Genomic DNA, 12,560 nt, shown 5'->3' with positions numbered 1-12,560 from the left:
AGTAACTCTGCAATCTATGGTGACCATCTTTGTCCAGCTATTAGTGTCATTTCTCACTTCGGTCGAAATGACAAATAGTAGTGATTATTAAACCAACTTCAATTTATAAGTTACAAAAGACTGCGCTAAAAGTCCGGCTTTTGTATAATTAGAAACGCGAATTCTTGCATTTCCAATTTTATGAGACGGTGTGTTTTTTAGTTTTTTGAGCAGTTTTCGGTAATAAACATAAGCCGTGTAAACGCCGAATTTTGCTTCGATTGGCAGTTTTACAATTCCTTGGTAGGCAATGCGGAAATCTTCTTCGATTTCTTTGATAATCTGCTCTTTTGAGTCTTCGTTGAAATTGTTGAGATTAACGCCTGGAAAATAAGTTCGGTTTAGAATGGTATTATCATCTTTTAAATCTCTTAAGAAATTCACTTTTTGAAAAGCCGATCCTAAACGCATAGCCTCATCTTTTAACTGCTCGTATTTATGTTCTTTTCCAGAAACAAATACCTTTAAACACATTAATCCTACAACGTCTGCAGAACCGTAAATATAGTCTGCGTATTCTTCTTGTGTATTATAAGTTGATTTTATAAGATCTAATTTCATGCTTTTTAAAAAGGCCTGAACTAAATCGTCTGTAATATTATATTCTTTGACAGTGTGCTGAAAAGAGTTTAGAATAGGATTTAGGCTGATTCCTAATTCCATTGCTTTGTAATATTCTTTTTCAAAATCGTCTATAAGATATTCTTTTTCATAGTCATGAAAGGAATCTACAATTTCATCAGCAAAACGAACGAATCCGTAAATACTGTAAATGGCGTCGCGTATGCTTGGTGAAAGCATTTTTACGGCAAGCGAAAATGAAGAGCTGTAACTTTTGGTAACCAGCTTACTGCATTTGAAAGAAACGGCGTCGAATAGTGATTTCATTTTTTAAGATCTTAGGGATTTTTGAATTAATTCGGCTGCTAGTTTACCTGAAATTAAAGCAGGCGGAACACCCGGTCCCGGAACAGTTAACTGTCCTGTAAAATATAAATTCCTGACTTTTTTGCTTTTTAATTTGGGCCTTAAAAATGCAGTTTGCAATAATGTATTTGCCATTCCGTAAGCATTTCCTTTGTATGCATTATAGTCTGTTACAAAGTCATTTTTACAAAAGGACTTCTTAAAGATAATATTATTTTTAATTTCTTGTTGTGTAAGCTGCTCAAAACGAGTAATTATTTTTTCGAAATATTCTTCTCTAAGTGCTTCATTATCATCGATTCCTGGCGCAAGCGGAATTAAGAAGAAACCAGTTTCCATTCCTTCAGGCGCAGCAGTTAGATCCGTTTTTGATGGGAAATTGGCATAAAATAATGGTGAGTCAGGCCATTTTGGTTTATCGTAAATATCAACAGCGTGCTGATTAAAATCGGTATCAAAAAATAAAGCGTGATGAGAAATGTTTTCTATTTTTTTATTGAAACCAATAAAAAAGAGTAGAGAAGAGGGAGCAAAAATTCTGCTTTCCCAATATTTTTCAGAATACGCACGATGTTCTTTTTCTAACAAAGTTTCGGTATGCTGATAATCGGCACCGCTTAAAATAATATCGGCTTTTATGATTTCGCCGTTGATAACGATTGCAGTTGCAGTTTTGTTTTCGACGATTATTTTTTCTATTGAAGAATTGGTTTTAATGGTAACGCCCAATTCTACAGCCAGTTTTTCGATGCCTCGAATAACATCAAACATTCCCGTTTTTGGATGCCAGGTTCCGAGACCGAAATCGGCATAATTCATAAAATTATAAAACGATGGCGTTTTGGTTGGTTTTGCTCCGAGAAATAAAACAGGGAATTCCAGAATCTGGATAAGTCTTTCGTTTTTAAATTCCTTGCGAATATCAGCACTGACATTACCTAAAAACTGATTGAGTTTTAAAGCGGTTTCTTTTGTAATTAATTCAAGCGGCGAAACTCCAGGGCGATAAACTAAATCTTTTATGGCAATATCATAATTGCTTTTGGCTTTATCGATAAAGTTTTGAAGCTTTTGCGCACTTCCTTTTTCGATTTCTTCAAATGTAGATTTTATGTTCTCTAAATTGTCATAAATGCTGATAAAATCATTTATTCCAAAATAAACACGATAAGCAGGGTTTAGCTTTACGAGTTCATAGTAATCAGATGGTTTTTTATTGAAGTCTTGAAAGAAACGTTCAAAAACATCGGGCATCCAATACCAGCTTGGTCCCATGTCAAAAGTAAAACCGTCTTTTTTGAATTGTCTGGCGCGACCGCCAATCGTTTGGTTTTTTTCATAAATAGTAACACTGTTTCCTTGCTGTGCAAGGTAACAAGCGGCGGCTAGGGAGGAAAAGCCAGATCCTATTATTGCAATTGTTTTCTTCATTTGTTTAACAAATATAAGAAAAACTTAAACAAAATAAAATTAGATCATGTTAATAGTTTCTTCCATGGAATCGAAAATTCGAATTCGATCGCTTAAAGCCTTTTCGTCGATATGTTCAACCATTTTTCCCATAAGCCAGATTTCATTATTTTTCTGTAATAATTTCTGTCCCATAGATTTTACATATTGATTGATAACGCTTCTGTCCGGCTGAACGGTCATAAACGAAACGAATGTAATATTCTCAAAATGTCTGGTTAAATCCTGAAGGTTTTCTATTGGCATGCTTTCGCCCAAATAAATGGTTTTGTAACCTTTATCTAGAATTTCATATTGCAGGTATAATAATCCAATTTGGTGAATCTCATTCAGCGGAAGCGATAAAACAAAAATTTTATCTGTTTTGGTTGGTTTTCTTATTTGAAGGCTTTCTGTGTAAATTAATATTTTCTGTTTGATCAAATGACTCATAAAGTGTTCATTTGCGGGAGTGATCGTTTCAGACTGCCATAACAACCCAAGCTCTTTTAAAAGAGGTAAAAAATTTTCCTTGAAAACTTCTTTAAAAGTCTTTTCGGAAATAAGCCAATCGAATGTATTAAAGAATAATTCCTGATCAAAGTTCATCATGGCCATTTTAAAAGAGGTAATGGCATAGTTTTGTGAGTTTTTCTTGGAGATTATTTCGCGTACCAATTGCGGTATCTTTTCATCAGGATACGTTGCTATTTTAGAAATCTTGTAACCGTATTCGTGTAATAAGGTGATGTTGAGAAGTTTCTGCAGGTTTTGAAGATTGTAAAATCTTATATTAGTATCGGTTCGCATTGGTTCAAGGATGTTGTATCTCTTTTCCCAGATGCGTATGGTATGCGCTTTTATTCCAGATAAGTTCTCAAGATCTTTAATACTGAAAACAGTTTTAATGTTGTTTATCATTTCTAGCGATTAGGTCGACAAATGTAAAACAAAATCTTATATGCTGTCTTAAAACTACATTAAAAAGATAGAGGATTAGAGGTTTAGATACTAAAAATATATTTTATACGTAAAAACAGGTATATTTTTTTTAAGAAATATATTACTTTAATAAAAAACAGAAAATAGTCTGAAGAATAAATCTGCAGACTATTTTGTTTTTGGATGTTATTTGCAGAAAGTAGCTCTGTTTTTTACAGCGCTTTGGCTTCCTAATTCAATCGCTTTTGTAAAATCTTTGCAGGCGTTTTTGCTGTTGCCAATTTTATTATAGGCCAAACCTCTTAAATTGTAAGCTATGTAGTCTTTTGGATTTAATCCTAAAGAGGAAGTGCAGTCGTCAATTGTGCCTTGGTAGTTTTGTAATTTGTAGTTCACGTTGGCTCTGCCGGTAAAAGCATCTGCGTTCATGCTGTCTAATTCGATTGTTTTGCTAAAATCTGCCTGAGCGCCTTTAAGGTCATTTAGTTTGTATTTTGCAACGCCTCGATTTTGATAAGCTTCAACAAATTTAGAATTCATGCTGATAGCTTTGGTATAGTCGGCAATTGCGCCTTTTGTGTTTCCAGCGTCCGCTTTCTTCATGGCTTTGTCGAAGTAACCAGTCGCCGATTGTGCCCAGATCGAGCAGGTAATCATCATAAATGATGCTAATAGTAGGTTTTTCATAAACTAATTTGGGATTAGTGATTAATTATTTGCAACGAATTTAAGAAAGTTTTTATTTTATGAGGAAATTTATTTTGTAAATGATGGCTGGAGATTGGATTATTTTAATCTAAAATTTGAAAAGAAAAATAATTAAGAAGAGTAAAGTATTTATACATTCGTTAAAAAATAAACAAAAATGGGGTATTGGTGCAGTCTGCATTTGTTTGATGATAGGAAATTTTATAGAGAAGTAGTTCCGCAACTAAAAGGAGAAGCCGGTGACTTGACTGAAGCTAGTCGGGAATTCTTAAAGCATTATTTTGTTGGTGGGATTTCTCATTTGTCTGAAGAGAAAATTAATAGTTTGATTGAGCAGAATAATCAAAGCGTTATTTCAATTTCGAAGGCAATGAATCAAACTTTTAAGATTCATGATGAATTTGAAAAAATAACAGATTATGAGAGTCAGAAGCTTTTTTTGGGAAAATTAGAGTGGCATTATGAGTTTTCTAAATTTTTAGAATACTATCTATTCAAAACTTGCGCTGATTATAATCCGCATTTGGGATTAGGTAAAGGCGGGGTTTCTAGAAATTTTACGATTAATAGTAAAACAGTAACGTGCAATATTATTGATGAGCTTGACAATTGGAATGATTTTTTGCTGCAAGACGGAATGGGAATTGCAAATTGGATAACACATGAAGATGTTGAGCTTCTTTTTCTGGATAAAGAAAATTTGCATTTTGAGGATAATGAACGTGCAGAATCTTTCTTAGAATTGCTGGATATAGCGTATAAGAACAAACTTGGTTTTATTATAGGGATTGATATGCAGGAAAGACAATTGGAATTGTTGTATAAAAATAAATTATTAACGGGCAGTTTGTAATCAGTTGTTCATTTTGTAATATCCTAAAAACAAAAAAGGCCAAGTAAAATAATTACTTGACCTTTTGTGACCCGACTGGGGCTCGAACCCAGGACCCCATCATTAAAAGTGATGTGCTCTACCAACTGAGCTATCGAGTCTGTTTTTTCTCTTACGAGGGTGCAAATATAAGTACTTATTTTAGCTTTATAAGCCTTTTTTTAAATGAATTTTGCAATAAATTTTACGCATTGTTGTAAAAGTCTATATTACAATATGATATGCTTTATTTTTTTTTTGTGACCACGGTGGGATTTGAACCCACACGCCCTTACGAGCACCACCCCCTCAAGATGGCAAGTCTACCGTTTCTCCACGTGGCCTAAAATAAAAAAGGTCATTCGCCATGGCGAACAACCTTTTGTGACCCGACTGGGGCTCGAACCCAGGACCCCATCATTAAAAGTGATGTGCTCTACCAACTGAGCTATCGAGTCAATGCTTTCAAGAAATTTAATTTGTTAATCACAAAATTTGTGACCCGACTGGGGCTCGAACCCAGGACCCCATCATTAAAAGTGATGTGCTCTACCAACTGAGCTATCGAGTCATTTAATTTCTTGAATGCGGGTGCAAATATAAGGAGTTTATTTTGAAGTTTCCAAGCAAATTTATTATAAATTTGTCTTTTTTTTGGAAAAATTTCCAATCGCTTAGTTTATAAGGTTTTATTAGTATGAAGAAAATTGTATTGTTAGGTTATATGGGCTGCGGAAAGTCGACAATTGCCCAAAATTTGTCAAAAATCACAAATATTCCGTTCTTAGATTTGGATAAAATTATCGAAGAAAGAGCAAAAATGTCCATAAATGAAATTTTTGAGAAGCATGGAGAGATCTATTTTCGAAAATTAGAACACCAAATTTTTGTCGAATTGCTGCAATCTGACGAAAATAACATTATCGGATTAGGAGGAGGAACTCCTTGTTATGCTAATAATCATGAATTGCTAAAAGGAGACGACGTTGCTTCTGTATATTTAAAAGCATCAATTGATACTTTATATAATAGATTAGTATATAATAAGAGCAAGCGTCCTTTAATAGCTAATATGAATGAAGAAGAGATGAAAGAATTCATCGCGAAACATTTATTCGACAGAAGCTTTTATTACAATCACGCGCAGCATAAAGTTTCGGTAGATGATAAGTCTGTCGAAGAAACGGTTCAGGATATTTTGAAGATTTTAGCTTAAAGAAGCATAATCGCCGTTTTCAGAATCGAAAACAACTTGGACGTGCTCCAATAATGAAGTTGAAAGGGAAATTCCTTTAAAATCTGCTTTTACAGGATATTTTTTATGATTTCTGTCCACAAGAACCGCTGTCTTGAATTTTTTAAGCGGAACGTCTAAGAAATGACGGACAGCGTAGATTAATGTAGTTCCTGAGTTTAGAACATCATCAACCAGTACTAATCCTTTGTTTTTATATTCTTCAGGGCTTAATGAAGTTTTTATTGCGTCCTGTGGATTTTGCTTGTTTACTCTTACTTCGCAGATGGAAACTTTTAAAGTTGATATACTGCTTAGTGCTGTTGCGATTTTTTCGGCAAAAACATATCCATTTGAAGCAATGCCGGCAATAATAACTTCTTCTTCGTTTACGAATGTTTCGTAGATCTGATAAGCGATGCGTTTTATTTTGTGTTCGACTTCTTGATTGGTTAAGATAATGTTACTGCTCATAATTTATTTTTTTGCTAATATAATTAATTAAAATTCCAATATTAAAAATCCAAATTCCAATTTTTTAATTCCAAATTCCAATTTAGAAAATTTAAATTCCAAATTTTAAATCTCAAATTCCAAAATTGATTTTTTGATTTAGGAATTTATGTGTTAGTAAGTTTTTGGAGTTTGGAATTGAAAATTAGAAATTTATTCCGTTTCCTCTTCATCAAAAATTTCATTTCCGTATTCGTCGATATCCCTTCTGTCCTTTTTAGTTGGACGTCCTGTTCCGCTTTTTCGGTAATGTTCTTTCGATAATTTTAATAACTCTAAATGCGCGTATGCTTCTGGCGGCGTTTCGTTTTTACGGTAAATATCAACCAATTTTGCGCCGACACGACTTTCTGGAATGTCAAGAACAGTTATAATTTGCGTAATTTGATCTTTCCTAAAAGTAATTCGGTCCGTAGGGAAAACTTCTTTTGAGGGTTTTGCAACCTGCCCATTTACAGTGATATGATTCTTTTTACAAGCTTCAGTAACCATGTTTCTAGTCTTGTAATATCGAACGCACCACAAGTATTTGTCTATTCTCATAATTTTTCTAAAATCCAAGTTAAATTCTTTACAAAAATAAATCAATATTGTATCTTGCGCACCTAAAAAAATCATAATAATGAATAAATTTAAATATTATTTTGTTTTATTGCTGGCAGTTGTTGCTGTCGTTTCTTGTAATAAAAAGGATGATGATGAGGTAGTTGTTACTCCAGTACGAGATTATGCAGAGCAGTATAAAGCAGATAATGACTCGATTGAAAAATATTTAAAAACAAATTTTATTACAGTAACGCCAAATTTTGATGTTACTATTTCGAAAATTACAGATCCGACAACACAGACTTCTATTTGGGACCAGACTACTTATCCATTAGAGCATAGAGATGTTTACAGTCGTGATGTTACTTATAGAGTGTATTATTTAACTTTAAGAAAGGGAGTTGGAGAATCACCATGTAATTTTGACAGTGTTTCTGTTTCTTATACAGGAACCCTTTTTGATGGAACCCAGTTTGATAGTTCTTATGGTTTAGTACGTAATTTAGATCTAGATATTTATTCAGCGCAGCCAACAATTGACGGATGGGGAGAAATTATGCCGAAGTTTGGAGTTGGTATTGAGAATCCTGCTGGTGCAGATGGAACTATTACTTATGATAATTATGGTGCTGGAGTAATGTTTTTGCCTTCAGGGCTTGCTTATTATGCTTCGTCTCCGAGCGGTATTCCGGCTTATTCACCTTTAACTTTTAGTTTTAAATTGTTTGCTCTAAAGAGATCAGATAGTGAGTATATCGTTTCAGGTGGATCTAAAGTAGTATTAGGAGATGGTGTGCCAACTTATTTAGAAGATATTAATGGTGATGGCTATTTATATGATCAAAGAGATACGGTTAGGTTTCCTAACTTGCCAAAAGAACTAATCGATGATACTGATGGAGATGGAACTCCTGATTTTTATGATTTTGATGATGATGGTGATGGCTACACAACAAGATTCGAAATTACAAAACCAGCTGATGCTCTAGTAACAGGAATTAGTTTGTATTATCCATATGATCCAATTCCAGATAATCCTGCTACACCAAACGTAGATGAAAGTGAGACATGGGGAATTCCTGCTTTCTCAGCAACAGGAAATCCAGATTATACTTCACCGGGCAGATTAAGAATCCATGTTGATAAAGATCATCACTCGGCTAAATAATAAAGAAAATAAAAAATATTAAAGCCTCGTAAGTATATTTACGAGGCTTTTTTTATGCAAATCGTCTTTTATGAGTAGGACGATAGTTGATCAATAAAAAAACCTCGAAATGTGAATTTCGAGGTTTTTTTATAAGTAAGAAAATCTAAAAATTATTTTCTTTTAATAACTCTTTCTACAGCTTCAACAATTGCTTGGTTGTTTAATTTGTATTTGTTCATTAATTGCTCTGGAGTTCCAGATTCACCAAAACTATCTTGTACAGCTACAAATTCTTGAGGAGTTGGATTGTTTAAAGCTAATACTCCTGAAATGCTTTCTCCAAGACCTCCAAGGTAGTTGTGCTCTTCTGCAGTAACCACACATCTAGTTTTTGCTATCGATTTTAGAATAGCTTCTTCATCAAGAGGTTTGATAGTGTGAATGTTGATTACTTCGGCAGAAATTCCTTTTGCTTCAAGAGCTTCTGCAGCAACAAGCGCTTCCCAAACTAAGTGTCCAGTAGCAACAATTGTTACGTCAGTTCCTTCGTTTAATAAGATTGCTTTTCCGATTACGAATGGTTCGTCAGCAGGAGTAAAGTTAGGTACAACTGGACGTCCAAAACGTAAATAAGCTGGACCATGGTGGTCTGCTAATGCAATCGTAGCTGCTTTAGTCTGATTGTAATCGCAAGTGTTGATTACAGTCATTCCTGGCAACATTTTCATTAAACCAATATCTTCTAAAATTTGGTGAGTTGCACCGTCTTCTCCTAAAGTTAAACCAGCGTGAGAAGCACAAATTTTAACGTTTTTGTCTGAGTAAGCAACAGATTGACGAATTTGATCGTAAACTCTTCCTGTAGAGAAGTTAGCGAAAGTTCCTGTAAAAGGAATTTTCCCGCCGATTGTTAAACCTGCAGCAATTCCAATCATGTTCGCTTCTGCGATTCCGATTTGGAAAAAACGCTCTGGGTGATTTTTCTTGAAATCATCAAATTTTAATGATCCAATTAAATCAGCGCATAATGCTACTACATTTTCATTTTTTTGACCTAGTTCAGTCATTCCCGCTCCAAACCCTGAACGAGTATCTTTGCTTCCTGTATTTTCGTATTTTTTCATTTTTGTTTTTTTGCTTTAGGCAATAGGCTTTAGGCAATAAGCTCATGGCTTACTGCTTATAGCATAAAGCTTTTTTTAATAGTCGATTTGATCTGCAGAATAATTTTGAGCTAAAGCATTTTTCAATTGCTCATCGTTTGGAGCTTTACCATGCCAAGCGTGTGTGTGCATCATAAAGTCAACTCCATTACCCATTTCTGTGTGTAATAAAATACAAACAGGTTTTCCTTTTCCTGTTCTTGATTTTGCATCATTTAATCCTGCAAGGATTGCGTCGATATTATTTCCTTCTGCAATTTCTATAACGTCCCAGTCAAAAGCTTCGAATTTAGCGCGAAGACTTCCCATTGGTAAAACTTCATCAGTTGTTCCGTCAATTTGTTTTCCGTTAAGGTCTACTGTTGCGATAATATTATCTACTTTTTTAGCAGATGCGTACATAATTGCTTCCCAGTTTTGACCTTCCTGCAATTCTCCGTCACCGTGTAAAGTGTAAATTAAGTGATTGTCTCCGTTTAATTTTTTAGCCTGCGCTGCTCCAAGAGCCACAGATAAACCTTGTCCTAATGAACCAGATGCAATACGAACTCCCGGTAAACCTTCGTGAGTTGTTGGATGCCCTTGCAAACGAGAATCTAATAATCTGAAAGTAGCAAGTTCTGAAATTGGAAAATAACCGCTGCGAGCTAAAACGCTATAGAACACTGGAGAGATGTGGCCGTTTGAAAGGAAAAAGATATCTTCTCCAATTCCGTCCATATCAAAACCTTCTTTGCGCTCCATAATGTTTTGGTAAAGAGTTACCAAAAATTCAGTACAACCTAAAGAACCACCTGGGTGACCTGAGTTGACAGCATGTACCATTCTAAGAATGTCTCTTCTTACTTGGATCGTTAAATCGCTTAATTGTTGTGTGTTAGGCTTCATTTATATGTAAAATTTTAAACTGTAGCAAAAGTAATTGTTATTTTGCGGGGAGACAAATGATTTTCTGCTTTAGTTTGTTTCAATTGTTAAATTTTTGTAGTCTTTTTTAATTGATTTTAGAAAAAAAGTACGAAATGTATATTCTGTATAAAAGTGTTGCCACAGATTTCACGAATTAACTTGATTAAAAAATCTGTGTAAATCTGTGAAACCTGTGGCAAAAAAAGCAGTGCATATATTATAAAGTTTTGCCGCAGATTAAAAAGATTAAATTGATTTAAAAAAATCTGTGTTAATCTGTGGCAAAAAAATTAAAGCAATTTTAATTGGTATCGCTTTCGCTGTAGAAATTATTTTCTTCATCTTCTGAACCAATGTCTTCCTGTTCATCATCAAGTTCTGATCCTGGAACATCTAGGTCGTTTCCTAGTTTATCGCTGTTTTGTTTCCATTCGTGATTGTTATCTTGATTGATGATTCTTTCACCGGAAATGCCTTCTGGATCAATGTCTTCTAATTTTTCTTCCTGATTGTAAATATCTTCATTTGCTGGATAATCTAAATTTTCCAGATTTCTTTCAATTTGTTCATCCTTAATATCGTCTAAACGTTCTGCTGGATCTCTTTCTTCTGAATTTATCATGATTTCTATTCTTTAAAATTGATAATAATTGTCTTTTTATTTCATTTAAAATTAAGAAATAATGAAGCAGTTCCGTTACATATTACTAATCTGATTGTTGTAGTTTTTACATTTGATTTCTTCTGAGATTTTATTCTTATTGGAGATCAGTATACTTCGTTTGAGGTGTAGCCACTGAGTTATAGAAAGTAGTAAGATCTTAGAAGTTTAAGGTTTTAGGTTTTAAGTTAATTTTAATCAATATCAAATTTTCTAATTGACAAATTATCTAATTAAATTTCTCTGAAATTAAACTATCTTTGCCGTCCCGAACAATTGGGAGAAAAAAGAAACAGATGAAGTTTGATTTATTACAAAAAGATCCGCAGTCTAAAGCGAGAGCGGGAAGTATTACTACTGATCACGGAGTTATAGAAACTCCTATTTTTATGCCTGTTGGAACGGTTGCATCTGTAAAAGGTGTACATCAGCGTGAATTAAAAGACGATATAAATCCTGATATTATTCTTGGAAATACCTACCATTTATATTTACGTCCGCAGACTGAAATTCTTGAAAAAGCGGGAGGACTGCATAAATTTATGAATTGGGATCGTAATATTTTGACTGATTCTGGAGGTTATCAAGTGTACTCTCTTTCAAATAATAGAAAAATTAAAGAAGAAGGAGTTAAGTTCAAGTCGCATATTGACGGTTCTTATCACTTTTTTACACCAGAAAATGTAATGGAAATTCAGCGTACCATTGGGGCCGATATTATCATGGCTTTTGATGAATGTACACCTTACCCTTGTGATTACAGATATGCCCAAAGATCGATGCATATGACGCACCGCTGGTTGGACCGTTGTATTAGTCATCTGGATAAAGTGCCTTATAAATATGGATATGAACAAACATTTTTTCCAATTGTTCAAGGAAGTACCTATAAAGATTTACGACGCCAGTCGGCTGAATATATTGCGAACTCGGGTCAGCAGGGAAATGCAATTGGCGGACTTTCGGTTGGTGAACCAGCAGAGGAAATGTATGCTATGACAGAAGTTGTCTGCGAAATTTTACCAGAAGACAAACCTCGTTATTTAATGGGAGTTGGAACTCCGATAAATATTTTAGAAAATATTGCGTTAGGAATTGATATGTTCGACTGTGTAATGCCAACTCGTAACGCAAGAAATGGGATGTTATTTACAGCAAACGGAACCATCAACATCAAAAACAAAAAGTGGGAAGCAGATTTTTCTCCAATTGATGAAATGGGACATACTTTTGTGGATACAGAATATACAAAAGCTTATCTGCGTCACTTATTTGCTGCCAATGAATATTTAGGAAAACAAATTGCAACCATTCATAATCTTGGGTTCTATATGTGGTTGGTTCGTGAAGCTAGAAAACATATCTTAGCAGGCGATTTTAGACCATGGAAAGAAATGATGGTTAAAAATATGAGTCAAAGACTTTAAAAATAGGTTTATTCGTTTAAT

The 12,560-nt window shown here is 34.1% G+C and carries 13 protein-coding genes and 4 tRNA genes; 4 read left to right on the top strand and 13 right to left on the bottom strand.

Going from position 1 to position 12,560, the window contains the following annotated elements; translation table 11 throughout:
• Positions 1–87: 87 nt before the first annotated feature.
• The 4 genes from BSF42_RS05435 to BSF42_RS05420 form a co-directional block, all read right to left on the bottom strand.
• Positions 88–927, bottom strand: coding sequence for a phytoene/squalene synthase family protein (locus BSF42_RS05435; RefSeq protein ID WP_095952105.1), 840 nt, complete (start codon positions 925–927; stop codon positions 88–90).
• Between the two features lie 3 nt (positions 928–930).
• Positions 931–2,397: an NAD(P)/FAD-dependent oxidoreductase gene (locus BSF42_RS05430; RefSeq protein ID WP_095952104.1), complete on the bottom strand. Its 1,467-nt coding sequence runs from the start codon at positions 2,395–2,397 to the stop codon at positions 931–933.
• A 39-nt stretch (positions 2,398–2,436) separates the two neighbouring features.
• Positions 2,437–3,336 (bottom strand): MerR family transcriptional regulator, encoded by a 900-nt coding sequence (locus BSF42_RS05425; protein ID WP_095952103.1) that lies wholly within the window; start codon positions 3,334–3,336, stop codon positions 2,437–2,439.
• Positions 3,337–3,543: 207 nt separating this feature from the next.
• The gene (locus BSF42_RS05420; RefSeq protein WP_253250988.1) at positions 3,544–4,044 is read right to left on the bottom strand and encodes a tetratricopeptide repeat protein; all 501 of its coding nucleotides are present in this window, start codon (positions 4,042–4,044) and stop codon (positions 3,544–3,546) included.
• A 178-nt stretch (positions 4,045–4,222) separates the two neighbouring features.
• Here BSF42_RS05420 and BSF42_RS05415 point away from each other — a divergent pair, with 178 nt between their 5' ends.
• The gene (locus BSF42_RS05415) at positions 4,223–4,918 is read left to right on the top strand and encodes a hypothetical protein (RefSeq protein WP_095952102.1); all 696 of its coding nucleotides are present in this window, start codon (positions 4,223–4,225) and stop codon (positions 4,916–4,918) included.
• A gap of 67 nt (positions 4,919–4,985) precedes the next feature.
• Here BSF42_RS05415 and BSF42_RS05410 read toward each other — a convergent pair.
• The 4 genes from BSF42_RS05410 to BSF42_RS05395 form a co-directional block, all read right to left on the bottom strand.
• Positions 4,986–5,058 (bottom strand) — tRNA-Lys (locus tag BSF42_RS05410).
• Positions 5,059–5,197: 139 nt separating this feature from the next.
• Positions 5,198–5,280, bottom strand: a tRNA-Leu gene (locus BSF42_RS05405).
• Positions 5,281–5,321: 41 nt separating this feature from the next.
• A tRNA-Lys gene (locus BSF42_RS05400) sits at positions 5,322–5,394 on the bottom strand.
• A gap of 40 nt (positions 5,395–5,434) precedes the next feature.
• A tRNA-Lys gene (locus tag BSF42_RS05395) sits at positions 5,435–5,507 on the bottom strand.
• Between the two features lie 126 nt (positions 5,508–5,633).
• On the opposite strand from BSF42_RS05395, the gene BSF42_RS05390 reads away from it, so the two are divergent.
• Positions 5,634–6,152, top strand: coding sequence for a shikimate kinase (locus BSF42_RS05390; RefSeq protein WP_095952101.1), 519 nt, complete (start codon positions 5,634–5,636; stop codon positions 6,150–6,152).
• Here BSF42_RS05390 and BSF42_RS05385 read toward each other — a convergent pair.
• A complete protein-coding gene (locus BSF42_RS05385) occupies positions 6,144–6,644 on the bottom strand; it encodes a phosphoribosyltransferase domain-containing protein (protein WP_095952100.1) in 501 nt (166 codons plus the stop codon). The genes BSF42_RS05390 and BSF42_RS05385 overlap by 9 nt on opposite strands.
• A gap of 192 nt (positions 6,645–6,836) precedes the next feature.
• On the bottom strand, positions 6,837–7,226 hold the full coding sequence (locus tag BSF42_RS05380) for an RNA-binding S4 domain-containing protein (RefSeq protein ID WP_095952423.1): 390 nt from the start codon (positions 7,224–7,226) through the stop codon (positions 6,837–6,839).
• A 79-nt stretch (positions 7,227–7,305) separates the two neighbouring features.
• Between BSF42_RS05380 and BSF42_RS05375 the strand changes: the two genes are divergently transcribed.
• Entirely contained in the window at positions 7,306–8,397 is a 1,092-nt protein-coding gene (locus tag BSF42_RS05375; RefSeq protein WP_095952099.1) for an FKBP-type peptidyl-prolyl cis-trans isomerase, read from the top strand.
• Between the two features lie 152 nt (positions 8,398–8,549).
• Here BSF42_RS05375 and BSF42_RS05370 read toward each other — a convergent pair whose 3' ends face one another.
• The 3 genes from BSF42_RS05370 to BSF42_RS05360 all read right to left on the bottom strand — a co-directional run bounded on the left by BSF42_RS05370 (position 8,550) and on the right by BSF42_RS05360 (position 11,073).
• Positions 8,550–9,503, bottom strand: coding sequence for a transketolase family protein (locus BSF42_RS05370; protein WP_095952098.1), 954 nt, complete (start codon positions 9,501–9,503; stop codon positions 8,550–8,552).
• Between the two features lie 75 nt (positions 9,504–9,578).
• Complete coding sequence (locus tag BSF42_RS05365) at positions 9,579–10,430, bottom strand: transketolase (RefSeq protein WP_095952097.1); 852 nt, start codon at positions 10,428–10,430, stop codon at positions 9,579–9,581.
• 322 nt (positions 10,431–10,752) lie between these two features.
• Positions 10,753–11,073 (bottom strand): hypothetical protein, encoded by a 321-nt coding sequence (locus tag BSF42_RS05360; RefSeq protein ID WP_095952096.1) that lies wholly within the window; start codon positions 11,071–11,073, stop codon positions 10,753–10,755.
• Between the two features lie 335 nt (positions 11,074–11,408).
• Between BSF42_RS05360 and tgt the strand changes: the two genes are divergently transcribed.
• A complete protein-coding gene (tgt, locus tag BSF42_RS05355) occupies positions 11,409–12,539 on the top strand; it encodes a tRNA guanosine(34) transglycosylase Tgt (protein ID WP_095952095.1) in 1,131 nt (376 codons plus the stop codon).
• The last annotated feature ends 21 nt before the right edge of the window (positions 12,540–12,560 follow it).

This window comes from Flavobacterium sp. ACN6 (genome assembly GCF_002304005.1).
GTDB lineage: Bacteria > Bacteroidota > Bacteroidia > Flavobacteriales > Flavobacteriaceae > Flavobacterium.
The sequence above is the reverse complement of the archived record's forward strand: the minus strand, read 5'-3'. Positions and strand labels throughout refer to the sequence as shown.